General features: G+C 72.7%; 17 protein-coding genes. 9 read left to right on the top strand and 8 right to left on the bottom strand.

Translation table 11 applies throughout. The annotated features are described in order from the left end of the window. The 7 genes from ACFYPG_RS00980 to ACFYPG_RS00950 form a co-directional block, all read right to left on the bottom strand. On the bottom strand, positions 1-2,157 hold the full coding sequence (locus ACFYPG_RS00980) for an FtsX-like permease family protein (RefSeq protein WP_355007425.1): 2,157 nt from the start codon (positions 2,155-2,157) through the stop codon (positions 1-3). After that, entirely contained in the window at positions 2,154-2,834 is a 681-nt protein-coding gene (locus ACFYPG_RS00975) for an ABC transporter ATP-binding protein (protein WP_387349358.1), read from the bottom strand. The genes ACFYPG_RS00980 and ACFYPG_RS00975 overlap by 4 nt, the downstream gene beginning before the upstream one ends. Further along, complete coding sequence (locus ACFYPG_RS00970; RefSeq protein ID WP_091398392.1) at positions 2,831-3,355, bottom strand: PadR family transcriptional regulator; 525 nt, start codon at positions 3,353-3,355, stop codon at positions 2,831-2,833. Before ACFYPG_RS00970 ends, ACFYPG_RS00975 begins: the two co-directional genes overlap by 4 nt. Positions 3,356-3,468: 113 nt before the next feature. Beyond that, entirely contained in the window at positions 3,469-3,831 is a 363-nt protein-coding gene (crcB, locus tag ACFYPG_RS00965) for a fluoride efflux transporter CrcB (protein WP_387349356.1), read from the bottom strand. After that, complete coding sequence (locus ACFYPG_RS00960) at positions 3,828-4,301, bottom strand: fluoride efflux transporter FluC (RefSeq protein WP_387349354.1); 474 nt, start codon at positions 4,299-4,301, stop codon at positions 3,828-3,830. Before ACFYPG_RS00960 ends, crcB begins: the two co-directional genes overlap by 4 nt. A gap of 106 nt (positions 4,302-4,407) precedes the next feature. Beyond that, positions 4,408-5,166, bottom strand: a complete 759-nt coding sequence (locus ACFYPG_RS00955) for a class I SAM-dependent methyltransferase (protein WP_387349352.1) — start codon at positions 5,164-5,166, stop codon at positions 4,408-4,410. 141 nt (positions 5,167-5,307) lie between these two features. Beyond that, positions 5,308-6,528 carry an MFS transporter gene (locus ACFYPG_RS00950; RefSeq protein WP_387349350.1) on the bottom strand — a complete coding sequence of 407 codons (1,221 nt, stop codon included), beginning with the start codon at positions 6,526-6,528 and terminating at the stop codon, positions 5,308-5,310. Between the two features lie 135 nt (positions 6,529-6,663). On the opposite strand from ACFYPG_RS00950, the gene ACFYPG_RS00945 reads away from it, so the two are divergent. From ACFYPG_RS00945 to ACFYPG_RS00915, 7 genes are all read left to right on the top strand, one after another. Continuing rightward, positions 6,664-7,113 carry a MarR family transcriptional regulator gene (locus ACFYPG_RS00945; RefSeq protein ID WP_355007431.1) on the top strand — a complete coding sequence of 150 codons (450 nt, stop codon included), beginning with the start codon at positions 6,664-6,666 and terminating at the stop codon, positions 7,111-7,113. Between the two features lie 77 nt (positions 7,114-7,190). Further along, the gene (gene paaK / locus ACFYPG_RS00940) at positions 7,191-8,498 is read left to right on the top strand and encodes a phenylacetate--CoA ligase PaaK (RefSeq protein WP_387349348.1); all 1,308 of its coding nucleotides are present in this window, start codon (positions 7,191-7,193) and stop codon (positions 8,496-8,498) included. Between the two features lie 104 nt (positions 8,499-8,602). Beyond that, positions 8,603-9,586 carry an aldo/keto reductase gene (locus ACFYPG_RS00935; RefSeq protein ID WP_355007579.1) on the top strand — a complete coding sequence of 328 codons (984 nt, stop codon included), beginning with the start codon at positions 8,603-8,605 and terminating at the stop codon, positions 9,584-9,586. 76 nt (positions 9,587-9,662) lie between these two features. After that, the gene (locus ACFYPG_RS00930) at positions 9,663-10,769 is read left to right on the top strand and encodes a nucleotide disphospho-sugar-binding domain-containing protein (RefSeq protein ID WP_355007433.1); all 1,107 of its coding nucleotides are present in this window, start codon (positions 9,663-9,665) and stop codon (positions 10,767-10,769) included. Between the two features lie 55 nt (positions 10,770-10,824). After that, the gene (locus tag ACFYPG_RS00925) at positions 10,825-11,391 is read left to right on the top strand and encodes a dienelactone hydrolase family protein (RefSeq protein ID WP_387349346.1); all 567 of its coding nucleotides are present in this window, start codon (positions 10,825-10,827) and stop codon (positions 11,389-11,391) included. A 164-nt stretch (positions 11,392-11,555) separates the two neighbouring features. After that, positions 11,556-12,374 (top strand): class I SAM-dependent methyltransferase, encoded by an 819-nt coding sequence (locus ACFYPG_RS00920; RefSeq protein WP_387349344.1) that lies wholly within the window; start codon positions 11,556-11,558, stop codon positions 12,372-12,374. A gap of 48 nt (positions 12,375-12,422) precedes the next feature. Next, positions 12,423-12,968, top strand: a complete 546-nt coding sequence (locus ACFYPG_RS00915) for a YciI family protein (protein WP_355007436.1) — start codon at positions 12,423-12,425, stop codon at positions 12,966-12,968. A 64-nt stretch (positions 12,969-13,032) separates the two neighbouring features. On the opposite strand, the gene ACFYPG_RS00910 is transcribed toward ACFYPG_RS00915, so the two are convergent. Further along, entirely contained in the window at positions 13,033-15,285 is a 2,253-nt protein-coding gene (locus tag ACFYPG_RS00910; RefSeq protein WP_387349342.1) for an AAA family ATPase, read from the bottom strand. Between the two features lie 194 nt (positions 15,286-15,479). Here ACFYPG_RS00910 and ACFYPG_RS00905 point away from each other — a divergent pair, with 194 nt between their 5' ends. Further along, positions 15,480-18,377, top strand: a complete 2,898-nt coding sequence (locus ACFYPG_RS00905; RefSeq protein ID WP_387349340.1) for an AAA family ATPase — start codon at positions 15,480-15,482, stop codon at positions 18,375-18,377. A gap of 143 nt (positions 18,378-18,520) precedes the next feature. Beyond that, positions 18,521-19,291: a DUF5995 family protein gene (locus tag ACFYPG_RS00900; protein ID WP_355007439.1), complete on the top strand. Its 771-nt coding sequence runs from the start codon at positions 18,521-18,523 to the stop codon at positions 19,289-19,291. Positions 19,292-19,388: the final 97 nt, after the last annotated feature.

The raw sequence follows: 19,388 nt of genomic DNA, 5'->3' as shown, positions 1-19,388 counted from the left end.
CTACTCGCTGCGGGCGGTCTCCGGCCCGGTGATCCGTTCCAGCAGCGGCAGGGTGGAGGCGATGACGCCGAGGCAGGCGGCCAACCCGACGACGACGATCACGTAGAAGCCCGGCTGCGGCGCGACCAGGGTGTAGCCCATCTGCGCCCGCAGGAACAGGTGGGCGGCGAGGAAACCCATCCCGATGGCGACGGCGGCGACGGCGAGCATCGGCACGGCGCTCTCCAACGCCACCACCCGACGCAGGACCCGCACCGGAGCGCCGCTGAGCCGCAGCAGGCTGAACGGGCGTCTGCGCTCGGTGAGACCGCCGATCACGCTGACCGCGAGGCTGCAACCGCCGAGCGCGAGGCTGGCGATGATGACGACGTTGGCCAGTTGTTCCCAGGCGCGCAGCGTGTTGGCGAACTCCGACTCGAAGTCGCCGGGCACGTTCGGCGCCACCCGAAAGGCAGGGAAGGCGGCCTCAAGGGCGGTACGTGAGCGTTCGACGGCGGCTGCCGATCCGTCCGTGTCGACGACGATCGTCATCACCGGCAGCTGTTCGAGACTGCCGAGTGGAACCGACGCGGCGGGCCAGACCCTGGTGGACGACGCCGACTCCCGGAAGGGGATGAGACCCGTCGCCACCTCGGCGACGATGGCGCCGTCGGCGCACCGGCCGTACGCGCTCGGGATCTCGGCGCACGCGATCAGGCCGGGCTCGCTGGCGCTCTTCCAGTCCGGGTTCTCGCGCACCGCAGCTGCGGACTGCACGCCGGTGATCGAGCGCAGCTCGGTGAGGAGCGAGTCAGGCGTCGCCGGTGCATCCTCAGGAAGGTAGAGCGACACCTGTCCCGCCTCGGTCGAGCCGACCGGTGCCGGGCCGCGGTTGGTGACGATCGTGGTGATCACCCCGACGGCCACGCTCGTCACGAAGAGCGCGAGCATGATGCCGCTGATCGCCCGGAAACCGGCCTTCGGGTTGTCAGCGAGGCGACGCGCGGCGATGAGGGTGGCGGGGCGGTTGGCGTACCGGGCCATCACCCGGGCGCCGACCATCGTCAACCACGGGCCGGCGAAGACCAGGCCGGCCATGATGAGCAGCAGGCCGGGCAGGAACACCGCCGCCTGGCCGTCGGACGTCTCGGGCCGGAAGCCGATGGCGAAGAACAGCACGGCGACACCGAGCAGGATCGGGATCAGCCGGTACGCGCGCGGCGCGCGGGGAGTGACCCGCCGGGTGACGCCCAGCGGCGAGATCCGTACGCGGCGCAGCGAGACCTGCGCCGCCAGCGCCGCGCCGGCCGGAACGCCGAGCGCCACGAGCAGGATGTCCAGCACGCCCAGCGACATGTCGCTGGGGAAGAACGGCATGCCGGTGAACGGTATGCCCGCCATCGAGCCGCGCGACGCGTAGAACAGGCCGAAGCCGACGGCGGTGCCGGCGACTGCGGCGGCGGCCGCCTCCACGGCGGCGACCATCGAGATCTGGCGGGGTGTCGCGCCGACCAGTCGCATCGCGGCGAAGCGCTGCTCCCGGCGGGCGGCGTTGAGCCGGGTGGCCGTGCCGATGAAGATCAGCACCGGAAAGAGCAGCCCTCCGGCGATCACGCCCAGGATGAGGTTCACAGTGGTTTCGGGAAGCGCGGGAGTGTCGCCGACGGTGGTGATCTGCCGGACGAGGGGCAGTGCGGCGACCTGGTCCGGCGTGCCACCCATGATGACGAGCAGGGTGTCCGGGGAGGTCAGCGCGGCTGGGCCGACGGTGCCGAGGTCGCGCCCCGGGTAACGCTCGCCCAGGTGGTCGGCCGGGTGAGTGGCCAGCAGGTCACGCATCGCGGGCGAGGCGTAGTACTCCCCGGGGCCAGGGATGGTTGGGATGCCGACCGGGGTGGGCGCGCGTTGTCCGCTGGGCGCCACGTCGATCCGGATGATCTGCTCGCCGTGGAAGTAGTCCTCCCGGGTCGACCACCACAGAGGATCGGCGTCGCCGACGGGCGAGGCGTTGGGATAGATCGAGGCGTACCGGGTGAGCTGGGAGTTGACCGCGTTGACCCCGGCGAGGGTGGTCAGCAGCAGACCGCTGCCGATCGCGACGGCGGCGGCGATGACGACGAGCCGGGTGAGCGCCTCACGGCCGCCGGCCACGGCGAGGCGGAGCCCGAAGCGGATCACGAGGCGATCCGGGCCGGCGCGTTCACGCGCCCGTCGCGGACCATGACCTCGCGGTCGGCGTACGCCGCGATCCTCGGCTCGTGGGTGACCAGGATGACGGTGGTGCCCTGCTCGCGGGCGGCACCGACCAGCAGGTCCATCACCTGCTCGCCGGTGAGCGAGTCGAGCGCGCCGGTCGGCTCGTCGGCGAAGAGCACCTGCGGCTCGGCGACCAGGCCGCGAGCCAGGGCGACCCGTTGCGCCTGCCCGCCGGAGAGCTCACCCGAGCGCCGCTGCTCCAGGCCGCCCAGCCCGAGGCGCGCGAACCAGGCTTCCGCCCTGGGTAGCGCCTGCTTGCGGTGTACGCCGCTGAGCAGCAGCGGCAGCGCGACGTTCTCCACGGCGGTCAGCTCGGGGACGAGTTGACCGAACTGGAACACGAAGCCGAAGCGGTCCCGGCGCAGGCTGCTGCGTTCGGTCTCGGCCATGGCGTGCACCCGGGCGCCGTCGAAGAGGATCTCGCCGGAGTCGGGCACCAGGATGCCGGCCAGGCAGTGCAGCAGGGTGGACTTGCCCGAGCCGCTGGGGCCCATGACGGCGAGGATCTCGCCCGCCTCCACGGCGACGCTGGCGCCACGCAGGGCGGGCGTCTGGCCGAAGGCGAACGTCACGTCGCGTGCCTCGATGACGACGCTCACGGCCGCACCTCCTTGCGTAGGGCGTCCAGTCGGGCGCCGGTCATCTCGATCCACCGGAGGTCCGCCTCCAGGTGGTAGAGGCCGTGGTCGGCGAGCAGCGCGTCGACCAGGCTGCCGGCGCGCTTGATCTCGGTCAGCTCACGCATCCGGTGCAGGTGCGCGCTGCGCTGGGTGTCGAGGTATTCGGCGGCCGGGCGGTCCAGCATGAGCGCGAGCACGACCTTGGCGAAGAGCACCGTCTGCAGGTGCGGTTCCGGGTCGACCGGCTGGGTCAGCCACTGCTCGACCTCGGTCGCGCCGACGTCGGTGATGATGTAGCGCTTGCGGTCGGGGCCGGAGCCCGGCGCGACGTCGCTGATCACCACCTTGCCGTCGCGGGCCAGTCGGCTGAGGGTGGAGTAGACCTGGCCGAACGGCAGTGGCTTGCCCCGGCCGAAGAAGGCGTCGTAGTCGCGCTTCAGGTCGTAACCGTGGCTGGGCTCCCGTTCGAGGAGGCCGAGAAGAGTCAGTGGCACGCTCATGCCGAGGAGACTACACCGAGGGTATACCTCGCGTATATACCCTCGGGGTGTTCGTGGGGAACGCCTGGTCCAGGCGTTGCTGGGGGATGGGGATGGGCGCGGCTGGTGTGCGGTCAGCCGATCAGGGCGCGGGCCACTGCGTAGCCGGTGGTGGCCGCAGCGAGCCCGGCCGCCACGCTGCCAAGCACGTTGGCCAACGCGAGGAGCCGATGACCGCCACTGGTCAGCCGCAGCGTCTCGTAGCTGAAGGTGGAGTAGGTGGTCAGCGCGCCGCAGAACCCGGTGCCGAGCAACGCGCTCACCGCCGGGCCGACCGGCCACCCGACCAGGACGCCCAGTAGCAGCGACCCGGCCACGTTGACGAGCAGCGTGCCCCAGGGGAACGCCGAGCCGTGCCGGGACTGCACGGCCCGGTCGGTGAGGTAGCGCAGCGGCGCGCCGACCGCCGCGCCCAGTGCGATGAGCAGGACGGTCATCGGGTCACCCGACGCAGCAGCCCGGCGGTGACGGCGTCGCCCAGGGCGACCGCCACGAGCGCACCGAGCACCGTCGCGGCGAGGTACGTCAGCGCCGTGACCGGCGCGCCCGCGACGATCGCCTGCTGCACGTCGACCGCGTAGGTGGAGAAGGTGGTGAACCCGCCGAGCACCCCGACTCCGAGGAACGGGCGAGCCAGCGGGGGCCCACCGTCGAGGTGCCCGAGCACCGCCATCAGTACGCCGATCAGCAGACACCCGGCCGTGTTGATGGTGAACGTGGCCCACGGGAAGCCGGTCGGTGGGTGCGGAACGGCGTGTTGCAGGCCGGCCCGGGCCAGCGCGCCGAGCGCCCCGCCGGCCGCGATGGCGGCGAGGATCGTCGCGGGGCGCGCGGTCAACTCGCGGCGGTCGGCGGGGACGCGCAGGTCGACGTCGGGGTCGGTACGCGGCTCGAACGGCTCTGGCACGGCTCCTGAGCGTAGTGCCGGCGACGGCAGCGTCCGCGCACCGCCGCGACAGGGCGTCAACGCACCGCCGCGACAGGGCGTCAGCGCACCGCCGGCGACGGCCGGGTCAGCGCACCGCCGCGACGGCGGCGTCCGAGCCGCCTCGCCAGACCGTGCCCACCTCGCTGAATCCGGCCGCGGTGAGCGCGGCCAGGTGCCACGAGACCGGTGGGTTCCATTCTGGGCTGTGCCCGGTCGGGTAGATGGCGTGTCGCTGGGCGACCAGCGGGGCGAGCGACGGGTCTGCGCCGGCGCGCTGCCACCAGTCCGACCAGGACAGCACCGAGCCGGCGGCGTACCGGGCGTTGCGCCGGTCCCGGGCCCGGTCCATCAGCCGCTTGGTCAGCTCGGGCACTGAGTCGTCGGGCATGTGATCGGCGTTGACGAAGACGCCGCCCGGCCGCAGCACGTCGCGTAGCTCGGCGTAGAGCTGCCCGAGCCGGTCTGCCGACAGCCAGTGCAGGGCGGTGGCGGTGAGCACGGCGTCGTACTCCTGGTGCGGCAGCGTGGAGCGCCACTCGGGGGTGCCGAGGTCGGCCGTGACGATGGTGGCACGGTCGGCAAGCGAGGCGTCGGCGATGGCGAGCAGCGCCGGGTCGAGGTCGACCACTGTGGTCTCGGCGGCGGGGAAGCGAGCGAGGGTCCGCAGCGAGATGGTGCCGGTGCCGCCGGCCAGGTCGAGCACGCGTGGCGGTCGGTCGTCGAGGACCGCGTCGACGGTGTCGAGCATGGCGGTGAACCGGTGCTCACGGTCCGGCATGAACGCTTCCTGCTGGCGGTCCCAGCTTTCCTGCCAGGCCCAGGGATCTGCGATGTAAGGACTCATGGCGATCAGGCTAGTTACGCCGCCGACGCGTTGTCCAGACCTTGTTGCACATCTTTTGCAATTGCGAGAAGATGGCAGGGCGATGATCGAAGCGACGCCGGGCCGGGCATCCGCCCGGCCCGGCGTTGTCGTCGAGGCGGGTCAGACGGCGGTCCCCGCCAGCTCCGCCTCGGCTCCCGCCGGCTCGTCGCGGCGGGCCAGCCGCAGCGCGCCGAGGAGTACGACCAGACCGATGAGGGTGAGTGCGGCGCCGGCCCAGATCGGCGAGGTGTAGCCGAGTCCGGCGGCGATGGTCACCCCGCCGATCCACGCGCCCAACGCGTTGCCGAGGTTGAACGCGGCGATGTTCGCCCCGGACGCCAGGGTCGGCGCCTGGTGGGCGTACCGCATGATCCGCATTTGCAGCGGCGGCACCGTGGCGAAGCCGAACCCGCCCATCAGCACCAGCGCGACGATGGTCAGCACCGGATTCGTGGCCGTCAGCGCGAAGCCGACGAGCACCACGGTGAGCACCGCCAGGACGGTGACCAGCGTGCGCGACAGTGACCTGTCCGCCGCCCGGCCGCCGAGCAGGTTGCCCGCGAAGAGCCCCACGCCGAAGAGGACGAGCAGCCACGGCACGGTGCTGGAGGCGAAGCCGCTGACCTCGGTCAGCGTGTAGGCGATGTAGGTGAACGCGCCGAACATCCCACCGAAGCCCAGGACGGTGATCACCAGGGAGAGCCAGACCTGCGGGTGGGTGAAGGCGCGCAACTCGCCGCGCAGCCCACCGGCCGGCCGGTCGGCGTTGGTGGTGTCGCCCACCGGGATCAGCAGGGCCAGCCCGATCAGGGCGACCACCCCGATGGCGGTGATCGCCCAGAACGTCGACCGCCAGCCGAAGTGCTGCCCGAGGAAGGTGCCGAACGGCACGCCGAGCACGTTGGCGATGGTCAGACCGGCGAACATCATGGCGATGGCGCCCGCCCGTCGGGCCGGTGCGACCAGGCCGGCGGCGACCACGGCGCCGATGCCGAAGAACGCGCCGTGGCAGAGCGCGGCGACGATCCGGCCGGCCATCATCACGGCGTAGTCGCCGGCGACGGCGGACAGCAGGTTGCCGATGATGAAGAGCACCATCAGGCCGAGCAGCACGGGTTTGCGCGGCAGGCGGGTGACCGCCGCGGTGAGGGCGACCCCGCCGACGGCCACGCTGAGCGCGTAGCCGGAGATCAACCAGCCGGCCACCGGCTCGGTGACCGCGAAGTCGGCGGCCACCTCGGGCAACAGCCCCATGATCACGAACTCGGTGAGACCGATGCCGAAGGCACCGATGGCCAGCGCGATCAGGCCGGGCGGCAGGGACTTCTGGGGTACGGACATGGTCTTCCCATCGAGTGGAGGCAGATAGGCGGCGCGTGCAACTACACGCGCCAACAACGAAATACTTGCACGCGCTTTATATCGGCGCAAGCGTGCTAGTCTGGGGCCCGTTCAGATCACACCGAGGAGGCCAATATGGGCATCGCCGACGACGCGGTCGAGATCCGCGCCCAGGGCTGGCGCACCCTCGCCGCCCTGCACGCGCTGATCGAGACATCCCTGGAGCGGGCGCTGCAGGCCTACCACGAACTCTCCGTCGTCGAATACACGGTGCTCGACGCGCTCTCCCGCCAGGACGGCTGGCACATGCGGATGAGCCAGCTCGCCCGGGCCGCCGCGCTCTCCGGGAGCGCCACCACCCGGCTGGTCACCCGCCTCGAACAACGGGGGCTGCTCACCCGCATCCTCTGCGCCGACGACCGGCGCGGCATCTACACCGAGCTGACCCCGGCCGGCTCCGAGCTGCTCGCCCAGACCCGACCCACCCACGACCGGGTGCTCACCGACGCGCTCGCTCAGGCGGAGGCCGCCCCCGAGTTGGCGCCGCTCGTCGACGCCCTGCACCGGCTGCCAGCCACCCGCTGACCGCCCGGCGGCCGGCGCGGCAGCGGGCGTACGGTACCCGCAGCCCCACCGGGACCGCCGCGCCAAGGAGGCAGCCGATGCAGGATCGCACCCCTCGTCCCGAGGAGCTGGAGCCGATCGAGCGCGCCAGCATCGACGAGCTGCGCGCCCTGCAACGCGACCGACTGCGCTGGTCGTTGCGGCACGCGTACGACAACGTGCCGCACTACCGGCGGGCGTTCGACGCGGCCGGGGTGCACCCCGACGACTGCCGGGATCTCGACGACCTGGCGCGTTTCCCGTTCACGGGCAAGGCAGAGCTGCGGGAGAACTACCCGTTCGGCATGTTCGCCGTACCCCGGGAGCGGGTGGCCCGCCTGCACGCCTCCTCCGGCACCACCGGCCGGCCGACAGTCGTCGGCTACACCCGCGACGACCTGCGCACCTGGGCGCGACTGATGGCCCGCTCGATCCGCGCCTCCGGCGGCCGCCCGGGCGACCGGGTGCACGTCGCGTACGGCTACGGGCTCTTCACCGGCGGTCTGGGCGCGCACTACGGAGCCGAGGAACTGGGCTGCACCGTCATCCCGGTCTCCGGGGGCATGACCGAGCGTCAGGTCATGCTGATCCGCGACTTCGAACCCGAGGTCATCATGGTCACGCCCAGCTACCTGCTGGCCATCGTCGACGAGATGCGCCGCCAGGGCATCGACCCGCGGGCCACCTCACTGCGGGTGGGCATCTTCGGCGCCGAGCCGTGGACCGAGGACATGCGCCGCGAGATCGAGCAGCAGTTGGACATCCACGCCGTCGACATCTACGGACTTTCCGAGGTGATGGGCCCCGGCGTGGCGACCGAGTGCGTCGAGACCAAGGACGGCCTGCACCTCTGGGAGGACCACTTCTACCCGGAGATCATCGACCCGGTCACCGGGGCGGTGCTGCCCGACGGCGAGCGGGGTGAGCTGGTGTTGACCTCCCTGACCAAGGAGGCGATGCCGGTGGTGCGCTACCGCACCCGCGACCTGACCCGGCTGCTACCCGGCACCGCCCGCCCGATGCGCCGGATCGAGAAGATCACCGGCCGCACCGACGACATGATGATCCTGCGTGGAGTGAACATCTTCCCCACCCAGATCGAGGAGCTGATCCTGCGCACCCCGCAGCTCTCGCCGCACTTCCAGTGCGTCCTCGATCGGCACGGCCGGCTGGACACCCTCACGGTGCGGGTGGAGCGGCGGGCCGACGTCGACGTGGACGCCGCCGAGCGGGCCGGCGGCGCGCTGGTTCAACTGGTCAAGAACACCATCGGCGTCAGCGTCGCGGTCGACGTCCTCGCCCCTGACACCGTGGAACGGTCGATGGGCAAGATGCGCCGCATCGTCGACCAGCGACCGTCCGCCTGACCACTGACCGACGTTCCGGGTCGGAAGCTGCGGGCGGATAGGCCGCCGGCCATCCCCACCGGCTGCATTGCCCGGCCTCGCCCTACGCTCGGCTGGTGGACACCATGAGGTACGGACACCTGGGCCGCTCAGGTCTGCTGGTCAGCCGGATCGGCCTCGGCACCATGAACTTCGGGTACACGGTGGACGAGGCGACCAGTTTCGCGGTCATGGACGCCGCCGTCGACGCTGGCATCAACATCTTCGACACCGCCGACGTCTACGGCGGGCCACAGTCACCGGAGATGCAAAAGGGCTACGGCATCGCGGAGGAGACCGTCGGCCGGTGGCTGCGGCGCAGTGGGCACCGTGATGACATCGTCCTGGCGACGAAGGTGTACCAGCCGATGGGGCTCGGCCCGAACGACCGCCGGTTGTCCGCCTACCACATCCGCCGCGCCTGCGAGGCCAGCCTGCGGCGACTGGAGACCGACCACATCGACCTGTACCAGATGCACCACGTGGACCGGGCCACGCCGTGGGAGGAGATCTGGCAGGCGATGGAGCAGCTCGTCCGCGAGGGCAAGATCACCTACGTCGGCAGCAGCAACTTCGCCGGCTGGGACGTGGCGCTCGCCCAGGCCGCCGCCTCGGCACGCCACTTTCTCGGCCTGACCAGCGAGCAGAGCCTCTACAACCTTGCCGTACGCGCCGTCGAGCAGGAGCTCGTCCCCGCCCTGCGTCACCTCGGCGTCGGACTGATCCCGTACAGCCCCCTGCACGCCGGTCTGCTCGCCGGCGCGCTCGACGCACTGGATCAGGGCCGCACCACCGACCCCTCGGCCCGGCAACGCGTCGAGGCGCACCGCGCCCAGCTCAGTGCCTACGAGGGGCTGTGCCGAGAGTTGGGCGCACAGCCGGCGGCCGTTGCTGTGGCCTGGCTGCTGCGCAATCCGGTCGTCGCCACCACGATCGTCGGCGCTACGACGATCGACGAACTGCGATTGGACCTCGACGCGTTGTCCGTGCGGCTGGACGACGAGGTGGTGGAACGACTCGACCGGATCTGGCCCGGGCCGGGAGAAGCCCCACAGTCCTACGCCTGGTGAGTCGGTTACCCGTCGGTGACGCCGACGGGCAGCAAGGGGCCCCTGGTGTGGCTGTGGTCGACATAGGATCGGGTCCATGCGCGTGTTGGTGGTCTCCGCCCCGCTCGTCGGTCACGTCTTCCCCCTGGTGCCGCTCGCGGTCGCCCTCCGCGATGCCGGCCACGAGGTGCTGGTGGCCACCGGCGGCGGAGCGCTGGCCGCCGCCGAGGCGGGTCTGCCGGTGCACGACATCGCGCCCGGTTTCGACTTCGGCCGGATCGCGCTGCGGGTCTTTCCCCGCCACCCGCTGATCGCGCGGGCGGAGCTGGCCGGCACCGCCGGCACCCGGGGCGCCGGCCTGTTGTTCGGCGCGCTCAACGACCAGCTCGTCGACCCGGTGGTCGCGCTGGCCACCCGGTGGCAGCCGGATCTGGTGCTGTACGAGCCGTTCGCGGTCGCCGGCGCGGTGGCCGCCGCGAGGCTCGACGTGCCGGCCGTCCGCCAGGAGAACGCCCTCTTCGACGGCCGGGACCTGGTCGGCGCCACCGTCGCCCGACTCGGCGCGGCGCTGCGCCGCCACGGCCTCACCGAACTGCCCGCGCCGGCCGCCGCCCTCGCCGTGGCCCCGCCCAGCGTTGCCACGCAGGGCGGCTGGCCGATGCGCTACATGTCCTATGTCGGCGGCGGGGAACTGCCGGCCTGGCTGCGCGAGCCGGGTGAGCGCCCCCGGATCCTGGTCACCCGCAGCACCCTCACCGGCCCCGGAGACCGGGGGCCGATGCCCGCCGTGGTGGCCGCCGCCGCCGAGGTGGACGCCGAGATCGTGCTGGTCCGCCCCGACGAGCGGTCGGCCCGCTCGGTGCCCGGCAACGTGCGGGTGGTCGACTGGATCCCGCTCGACGAGGCGTTGCCGGCGAGCGCGGCGCTGGTGCACCACGGTGGTGCGGGCAGCGCCTTCGGCGCCCTCGCCGCAGGTCTGCCCCAGCTGGCCACCACGGGTGCGGGGGACCGGCGGCACAACGCCGAGCTGGTGGCCCGCCGGGGGGCCGGCCTGGCGCTGCGCCCCCGGGACATCACCGCGCGGGCACTGACCCAGCTGCTCACCGACGAGCGCCTGCGGACCGCTGCCGCGCAGGTCAGCCGCGAGATCGCCGAGATGCCGCCGCCGACGGACCTGGTCGCGAGGCTGGCGGCACTGGTCTGACGTCCACCCCGCGTGGCCACCCCGGATGCACTGTCGACTGCGGCAGGATGGCCGGATGCGACACGTCGTGCTGTTCCACTCCGTGTACGGGTTGCGTCCCGCCGTGCGCGCCGCCGCCGACCGGTTGCGTGCCGCCGGGCACCAGGTCAGCACCCCCGACCTGTACGGCGTCCCGGCCACCGACACCGTCGAGGAGGGCTTCGCGCTGCTCGACAAGATCGGCCAGGAGGTGGTGCTGGACCGGGCCCGCGCCGCGCTGCGTGACCTGCCACCGGAGACGGTGCTCGCCGGCTTGTCGATGGGCGCCGGGGTTGCCGGGGCGCTGCTGGCCGAGCGCCCGGCCGCCGCCGGTCTGCTCCTGCTGCACGGCACCGGTGGTGCCCCGGACGTGGTCTCACCCGGGTTGCCGGTGCAGCTGCACCTCGCCGACCCCGACCCGTACGACGCGCCGGACGAGGTCGACGAGTGGCGGCAGGGAATGACCGACGCCGGTGCCGATCTGACGGTCTTCTGCTATCCGGGCGTGGGTCACCTGTTCACCGACCCGGACCTGGCCGAGTACTCCCCGGACGCCACCGCGGCGGTCTGGCCGCGCGTGCTGGCCTTCCTGGCTGCCCGCTGAGCGCCCGGCTCGACCGTGAGTTACCACTCCCGGGCGGTGACGTGCCGTTGCGCCAGCTCACGGCAGGTGCGGGCGGCGGCCCAGCAGCGCGTGGGGCACCGCCGAATACGCCTCGTTCGATAGCGTGACACCACCATCAAGATCCTCGAAGGGCGCGCCTGGCAATGACGACGACGGCCTTCGACGAATATGAACGGTCGCGCTGGGCCGGGCGCGCCGGAGCGTTCGACCGCAGTCTCGCCGCGCTCTGCGCGTACCCCGCGCCAGCGTTGTTGGACGCCGCCAACGTCGGGGCGGGGATGCGGGTGCTCGACGCGGGCACCGGCTCCGGCACGGTGGCCAGGCTGGCGTGCGCCCGCCACGCCAGCGTCGTCGCCGTCGACGCCGAACCCAGCATGGTCAAGTTGGTGCGCGGCCGCGTTCCGTCCGTCGACGAAGTCCGCCTCGCGTCGCTGCCGCACCTCCCGTTCGCCTCCCGGTCGTTCGACGCGGCCGTGGCGAACTTCGTGATCAATCACGTGGGCGATCCGCTGGCCGCGATCACCGAGCTGCGACGGGTCGTCCGGTCCGCTGGTCGGGTCGCGGTCACCGTGTGGCCGCACCCCCCACCCGAGGCGCAGAGCCTCTGGGGTGAGGTCTTCGACGCCGCTGGGGTCGACCGTCGCGCCGCCGCCCCGACGGTGGACGCCGACCGGGACTTCCCCCGTACCCCCGACGGGTTGGCGGGCCTGCTCGACCAGGCCGGGCTCACCGACGTACGCTGCGACACGATCACCTGGGCGCACCGCACCGACCCGGAGGCCTGGTGGAGCGGCCCCGCCAACGGCATCAGCACGCCAGGTCTGGTGATGGAGACCCAGCCGGCGGCCATGATCACCCGCATTCGTGCCGCGTACGACGAGCTGACCGCCCGCTACCGTGGCTCCGACGGCCTGCTCGCGCTGCCCACAGCGGCGCTGCTGGCCTCGGCGTCCGTGCCATAGGCGACAAACCGGTCGACCGAGTGGGCCGGGTTGTCGAGAATGCGCGGCATGGAGTTTCTCTGTTACCACAGTGACCGGCCCGGCTCGGCGGCGTTGCGCGACGAGTTGCTGCCCAAGCACTGGTCCTACATGGACCGGTACGCGGCGGGCATGATCGCCCGTGGCCCGACCCTCGTCGGCGACACGGCCACCGGCAGCGTGCACATCGTCGACGTGCCCGACCCGGCCGCCGCGCGAACCTTCGCCTTCGAGGAGCCGAACTACCAGGCCGGCGTGTACCGGGACGTGCTGCTGCGCCGGTGGCACAACATGCTGGGCCGCACCATGTGGGACTTCCCTGGCGGCCGGACCGGCGGCAACCGTTATCTGGTGCTCGGCCTCGGCGCCGGCCAGGCCGCCGACCTGGCCGTGCCGCCCGACCCCGACGAGCTGATCGCGTACGGACCTCTGCTGGCCGACGACGGCGTCACCTGGCTCGGCACCGCCGCGCTGCTCCGGGCGCCGAACCCGGACGCGGCGCGCGCCATCCTGACGGCCGACCGGTATGCCGACATCGAGGTGCACAACTGGCAGTTCGGCGGGCGACCGTCCTGACCTGCCCTGCTGACCAGTCGGCATGGGGCCGGTCTGGCTGCCGGGCATCAAGTGATCATCGGAGTCAGGCGGAGGCGGGCAGGCCGTCCAGTGGGCGGATCAACGGTGGGCGGAGTACTGCCCGCACCACCCCTGGTGGAGTGCCCGCGTCGGCGAGTGTCCAGTGCCCAGCCGAACTCGCTCGCGTGGGGCGGCTCGGCGCTGCGGGCCGTCCGATGTCCCGGAATGGGTTACCGCCCGCACTGCGCGCAGGTCCGGACGCCGCTGTGGCCGACGTCGGCGGTACGTCGCCCGCCGAGGCGACGGCTCGGAGCCGGCGTGGGCCCGCCGTACGGTTGGCGCCGGGGCCCGCCGCGGCGGGACGGGTGGCCATCGTCGGGATGGGGCTGCCTCGCCTCAGCGCGGTAGGGCCGGTGGCACCGCCCGGCCCGGCCGAGGCCAGCGCCGCGAAGACGGCGTCGAGGCGGCCGCTCCGAGCGCCAACGGTGTCGAGGCGCTCGATCTCCGCGCTCCTCGCCGCCGAGCCGGTGACAGCACCAGCGAGCGAGTCGGGCGGGCCGGCGTCCCGGTGCACCGTGTCGAGGTGCGGCACGGCGGCGGTCCGGCGTTGGAAGACGGACCGCAGGGCCCGGGGCAACCGTTCGACGGCGACCTGGCGCAGCGCGGGAGCGGCGAACGCGTACCCGTCGACGTGGTGGGGGAGCAGCAGTCCTGCGGTGACCAGCTCGCGGAGCGCGGGCGCGGACCGGCCGGGTGTCCAGCCGAGTGCCCGGTCCACGGCCGCCCCGGAGATCAGACCACCGAGGGTGCCGGCGGCCATCAGCACCGCCCGCCGCTCACCGTCGAGGTGGTCCAGCTCCGCGCCGACTGCCCGGCGTACGGCCTCGGGCAGCGGGAGGGCCGCCGGATCGGCACCGTCCACCAGCGACGTGACGTACGCCGCCGAGTGCCCGGGGCGGCCTCCCACCAGCGGCAGCAGCTGGTCGACCAGGGCCACCGGCTGTCCGGCCCGGGTGAGCAGGTGGCGCAGCAGCCGTCCGGACTGCACCGTGGCCAGGGGTCCGATCGTCATCTGGCGGGCCGGACCGGGCCGGGTGTCGGTCCACTGCGGCTGGTGCACTGTGAGCAGGGCCAGCGGCAGCCCACGCTCCGTCGCCGCGTCGTACAGCGCGTGCAGGAAGCGGCTCACCGCGGGCGCGGCCCGGTCCAGGTCGTCGACGGCCACGATCAGCGGCTGGTGGGCGGCCATCCGCAGCAGGACCTCGCGGCAGATCGCCGCGCCGGTGAGGGCGGTGGCCGAGCCGTCCGGGGTGGTCAGCATCCGCTGGAGCGCCGGAACCGCGGTGGCCACCCGGCTCGGCGGAAAGAGCGGAGTCAGGGCGGCGACGAGCCGGTCGTGGACCGCCGCCGGGCCGTCGCTGTGCCGAATCCCGGCGAGGCCGCGGAGCAGGTGCGCGACCGGCGCCAACACCTGGTCGGGGTACGGCTGGCAGGTCGCCACGCACCAGCGGACCGGCAGTCCGTCCACCGTGGTCAGCCCACGGGTCAGCTCGTGCAGCAGCCGGCTGCGGCCACTACCGGTGGGGCCGACCAGTGAGATCCAGCGTGGTGTCCGGTTTCGGATGGCCGAGCCCAGCTGGTCGCGGATGGTGGCCAGCTCGCGGCGTCGACCGATCAACGGGCCGTCGTGCCGGTCGGCACCGGGGCGAACCGGACCGAGGGCGTGCCAGACCGGCACCGGCGACACCCGGCCGGCGACGGGCGTCGGCGTCAGCTGACGTTGGGTGATCAGGCCGGCGGTGGCGCGGGCGGTGGCTGCGCAGAGTGCGACGGCGCCGGGCGCGGCGTACTCCTGCAGGCGGGCCGCTGTGGTGATCACCGCCCCGCTGGCCAGGCCGTGCCCGCCGGTGACGGCGTCGCCCAGGTCGACCACCACCTCGCCCGTGGCGACACCGACCCGGACGCGCAGCCTGATGCCGTCGACCATGGGCCGTCGGTCCAGCGCGGCCTGGATCTCGAGCCCGGCGCGCACCGCCCGGTACGCGTCGAAGCCGTCGGAGTGCCGGGCGCCGAAGAGCGCCATCACGGCGTCGCCGATGTACTTCTCCACCACCCCGTGCCAGCGGTGCAGCACACCGGCGACGGTGTCGAAGTAGGCCCGTTGCAACGCTCGGACGTCCTCGGGGTCGAGCCGGTCCACCAGGGCCGTGGATCCGACGATGTCCGCGAAGAGGACGGTGACGACGCGCCTCTCCTGGGGTACCGGCCAGAGCGGGGTGACGGTCCGCTGCGTGTCGACGATGATGCTGGTGGTCATGGGTGTCGCACCGGCCTCTCTCCCCGCTGTTGCCTGATCACCTCCGGAGATTGGCATTAGTGGGCCGACGGGGGATCTGCCGAACGACGTATGTCGGCCACCTGCAACCTTTAGTCGCAAAGTCGACGCGAGGAGTACCAGAAGCGGTGGGCGGCCGTAGAACGGTGTGGGGCCCTGTGATTAGGCTGCGTGGCATGGCCAGCGATGTGGACACCGCACCACTCGTGGGCCGGGCCGAGCTGGTGCAGACGGTTCGGTCCGCGTTGCTCGGTGAGGCCGCGCACGGGCAGACCGCGGCGGTCTTCCTGACCGGCGAGAGCGGTGTGGGAAAGACCCGGCTGTTGGGCGAGATCGGTGACCGCCTGCGGGAGCGGGGCGCCGTGGTGCTCACCGGCAGCTGCCTGGACATCGGCGACGCCTCTCCGTTGCACCCGTTGTTGCAGGCGCTGCGCCGGTTCGACGCCGAGGTTTCCACCTCGCCCGCCCGCACCTCCTCGGCGGTGCGGGGGCTGTTGCAGATGTTCGCCGACGAGACCGCCAGCCCGGACGGCGCCGGCGCGTTGCTGGAGCGGGTCTCCCGTGGCCTGCACCTGATCGCCGAGGGCCGCCCGCTGGTGCTGATCCTCGACGACCTTCAGTGGGTCGACCGCAGCACCCGGCAGCTCCTGCTCTACCTGCTCGCCGGCCTGGGTGATCTTCAGCTGTCGGTGCTGGCGGCGGTGCGCGCCGAGTCGTTGCAGGGCGCCCACCCACTGCGCCGGGTGCTCACCGAGCTGCGTCGGCTCCGCACGGTGCGGGTGCTCGACCTGGCGCCGCTGGGCCGGGCCGACACCGAGACGCTCGCCGTCGCGGTGGTCGGCCGGACGCTGAGCGCCGACGCGGCCGAGCAGGTGTGGCAGCGCAGCGGCGGCAACCCGTTCGTCATCGAGGAACTGGCCCGGGATCTGCGCGACGGCCGCGACGGGCTGTCCGAGACGCTGCGGGAGATCTTCCTCGACCGGGTCGACGCGCTGCCCCAGCACGCGCACGCCGTGGTGCACGCGGTGGCCGCCGGTGTCGAGCCGGTGCAGCACTGGCTGCTGGCCGAGGTGCTGCGGATGCCGGAGGACGAGCTGATCGCCGCGGCCCGGGCCGCGGTGGCGCACCGGCTGCTGGTCGGCGCGGACGAGGGCTACCGGCTGCGCCACCGCCTCGTGGCCGAGGTGCTGGCGCACGAGCTGCTGCCGGCCGAACGCTCCGGCCTGCACCGCCGCTACGCCGAGGCGCTGACCAGCGCGCCGGGTGAGTTGCACCAGGCCCGGCTGGCGCACCACTGGCGGCTGGCCGGCGAGCCGGCGCGCGCCCTGCCGGCGGCGGTGGCCGCCGCTCAGGAGGCCGAGCGGCTGCACGGTTACGCCGAGGCACACCGGCACTGGTCGGCGGCGTTGCAGTTGGCCGCCGAGCCGGGCCCGCTGACGGTGGACCCTGTCGAGTTGCTTGAGAACGCCGCCGAGGCGGCCCACCACTGTGGGGAGCACGCCCGCGCGTTGGCCCTGCTGGAGGAGCTGGCCGCGCTGCGGGGTGGCGAACCGAGCTGCGCGCTGCACATCCGCCGCGCCCGCTACCTGGCCGCCGCCGGTCGCTCCGCGCTGGCCGAGGAGGAGTACCAGCGGGCGCTGAAGGCGGCGGACTGCTCCCCTCGGGACCGGGCCAGCGCCGCCGCCCGCCTGGCCGAGCTGCTGCTGCACCTGGGTCGCTACGCCGACGCCGGTGAGCGGGCCCGCGAGGCGCTGGCGTTGGCCGAGAACGTGGTGGGCTCGGCCACCGAGGTGGTGCTGGCCAGTTCGGCGTTGGGCTTCAGCGACGCCTGTCTGGAAGACCCGGACGCCGGGCTGGCGGTCATGCGCGACGCCCTCGACACCGCCGAGCGTGCCGGTCAGCCCGAGGACGTGGCCTGCGCGTACCTGCACCTGGCTGAGCTGCTGACCGGGCCGCTGAACGTCCTCGAAGAGGGTGTGGTGGTGGCCCGGCGGGGCGCCGAACGGGTGACCGAGCTGGGCCTGGGCCGCACCTGGGGCACCCGGCTGCTGGCCATCGCCATCAACGGGCTGTTCCGGGTGGGCCAGTGGGCCGAGGCGGAGAAGGTGGTGGCCGCGGCCCTGCGACACCGACCGTCCGGTGCGGACGCCGTCGAGCTGCTGTTGGCCCGGTGCCGGCTGTCGGTGGGTTACGGCGACATCGAGGCCGCCGGTCGGGACCTCGACGCGGTGGCGACCCTGCTCGCCGGCGGCGGGGCGCGACACGTCATTCCGCTGCTCACCCTGCGCTCCGGGCTGGCCATGTGGGAGGGCCGGCACGACGTGGCGCGGCAGGCGGTGCAGCGCGGCCTGACCGAGAGCCGTTCCGACGACGTGATGATCCTGTCCGCGCTGGTCTGGCACGGCCTGCGCGCCGAGGCTGAGGCGCACGCCAGCCGCACTGTGGAGGTGGACCCGACGGCGGTCCGCCGACTGCGCGACGTGGCCGAGCGGGTGGCCCGCAAGAGCGCCGGTGCGGCCCGGCCGGTGCGTTCGGTGGTGGAGGGCTTCCTGGCGCTGTGCGCCGCCGAGGTCAGCCGCCTCGACGGCAGTGATCCGGAGCTGTGGGCCGCGTCGGCGGCCGAGTGGGATCGACGCAACCACCCCTATCCGGCGGCGTACTCGCGCCTGCGGCAGGCCGAGGCGCTGCTGGCTCGGCGCAGCCGGGTGGCAACCGCAGGCAAGCTCCTGCGGGAGGCGTACCGGGTGGCGCAGGGGTTGGGCGCGGTGCCGTTGACCTCGGAGATCCGCGAGTTGGCCGGGCGGGCCCGGGTGTCGCTGGACGAGCGCGACAGCATCAGCGGTGCGCGCGGCGTCCCGGTCGAGGCGTCCGACGACGAGTTGGCAGCGCTCACCGCCCGGGAGCGGGAAGTGCTCGCCCTGGTCGCCGAGGGGTTGACCAACAGGGAGATCGGGCAGCGGCTGTTCATCAGCGAGCGGACCATCGGGGTGCACGTGTCGCACATCTTCGACAAGCTCCAGGTCCGTACCCGCGTGCAGGCCAGCGCGATCCAGTTGCGCAACCAACGGGGCTGACCGACTCCACAGTGCGTACGTATCCCGGCGCCTGTGCGCGCCGGGATACGTCGTTCTACTGATCCGGTGGCCGGGTGTCGGCTGAGAGGCTGGGCCGCGTCGACGACGGCACGGGGGATGCCGCCGACCACAATGGAGGAGAAATGATCGAACCGGTCTGGGGGCCCGTGCACCGGGACATCGTCGACCTGCTCGCCGATCATCCCGCGGACGTGCCGGCCGTGGTCGATCATCTGACCAAGCTTCAGGACATGCTGGTCCGGTTGCCACCGTTGGAAGCCAGTTGTCCGCTGGCCGACTTCAACAGGCTCTATCTGACAATCACCAGCAGCGTGCTGGACGGGCTGTACGACGACCGCTTCGTCGATCCGGTCTTCCTCTCCCGGCTCGACGTCGAGTTCGCCGCCCGGTACTTCGACGCGATGCGGCTGTGGACCGACTCCAGCCCCGGCACCCCGAAGGCGTGGTCGTGCCTCTTCGAGCGGATGCGGGGGCCGGATGCCCGGCCGCTGCCGTCGGCGGCGGCCGGGGTGAACGCGCACATCAACTTCGACCTGCCGTTCGCCCTGGTGACCACGTTCGATCACCTGGAGTCGGAGCCGGTCGACGGCAGCGACCAGCACCACGACTACCTCGAGATCAACAAAATCTTCGCGGACAAGATCCCCGGCCTGCGCCGGGGCTACCTGGAGCGGTGGCAGCTGCTCATCGACATGCTCAACGGCGACATCGACGACTGGTACCAGGGGGAACTGGTCGAGTACACCCGCGATGTCGCCTGGCGTAACGCGCAGAAGATCTGGCGGTGCCGGCACGATCCGGACGCCCGAGAGTGTGAGCGCACACGGCTGGACGACAACGCCGCGGCGCTCGGCCGGTTGCTGCTGTCGCCCCTCGGGGCGTTCCTGCAGTAGCCGGGACGGGGGGCCTCCGCGCTCCGCCCCGTGGGGGGCGGCGGAGCGCGGAGGCGCGTCCCACCAGTTCCACCCCGTGTGGCCGCCCGAGGTCGGG

This window comes from Micromonospora sp. NPDC005553 (assembly GCF_042871765.1).
Classification (GTDB): Bacteria; Actinomycetota; Actinomycetes; order Mycobacteriales; family Micromonosporaceae; genus Micromonospora.
Note: the sequence above shows the minus strand (reverse complement) of the source record. Positions and strands in the feature narration are given on the sequence as shown.

Excerpts from the sequence above, each read along its gene's own strand:
- ACFYPG_RS00970 (WP_091398392.1), bottom strand. The coding sequence starts at position 3,355 with ATGAGCGTGCCACTGACTCTTCTCGGCCTCCTCGAACGGGAGCCCAGC.
- crcB (WP_387349356.1), bottom strand. The coding sequence starts at position 3,831 with ATGACCGTCCTGCTCATCGCACTGGGCGCGGCGGTCGGCGCGCCGCTG.
- ACFYPG_RS00955 (WP_387349352.1), bottom strand. The coding sequence starts at position 5,166 with ATGAGTCCTTACATCGCAGATCCCTGGGCCTGGCAGGAAAGCTGGGAC.
- ACFYPG_RS00950 (WP_387349350.1), bottom strand. The coding sequence starts at position 6,528 with ATGTCCGTACCCCAGAAGTCCCTGCCGCCCGGCCTGATCGCGCTGGCC.
- ACFYPG_RS00945 (WP_355007431.1), top strand. The coding sequence starts at position 6,664 with ATGGGCATCGCCGACGACGCGGTCGAGATCCGCGCCCAGGGCTGGCGC.
- paaK (WP_387349348.1), top strand. The coding sequence starts at position 7,191 with ATGCAGGATCGCACCCCTCGTCCCGAGGAGCTGGAGCCGATCGAGCGC.
- ACFYPG_RS00935 (WP_355007579.1), top strand. The coding sequence starts at position 8,603 with ATGAGGTACGGACACCTGGGCCGCTCAGGTCTGCTGGTCAGCCGGATC.
- ACFYPG_RS00930 (WP_355007433.1), top strand. The coding sequence starts at position 9,663 with ATGCGCGTGTTGGTGGTCTCCGCCCCGCTCGTCGGTCACGTCTTCCCC.
- ACFYPG_RS00925 (WP_387349346.1), top strand. The coding sequence starts at position 10,825 with ATGCGACACGTCGTGCTGTTCCACTCCGTGTACGGGTTGCGTCCCGCC.
- ACFYPG_RS00920 (WP_387349344.1), top strand. The coding sequence starts at position 11,556 with ATGACGACGACGGCCTTCGACGAATATGAACGGTCGCGCTGGGCCGGG.
- ACFYPG_RS00915 (WP_355007436.1), top strand. The coding sequence starts at position 12,423 with ATGGAGTTTCTCTGTTACCACAGTGACCGGCCCGGCTCGGCGGCGTTG.
- ACFYPG_RS00910 (WP_387349342.1), bottom strand. The coding sequence starts at position 15,285 with ATGACCACCAGCATCATCGTCGACACGCAGCGGACCGTCACCCCGCTC.
- ACFYPG_RS00905 (WP_387349340.1), top strand. The coding sequence starts at position 15,480 with ATGGCCAGCGATGTGGACACCGCACCACTCGTGGGCCGGGCCGAGCTG.
- ACFYPG_RS00900 (WP_355007439.1), top strand. The coding sequence starts at position 18,521 with ATGATCGAACCGGTCTGGGGGCCCGTGCACCGGGACATCGTCGACCTG.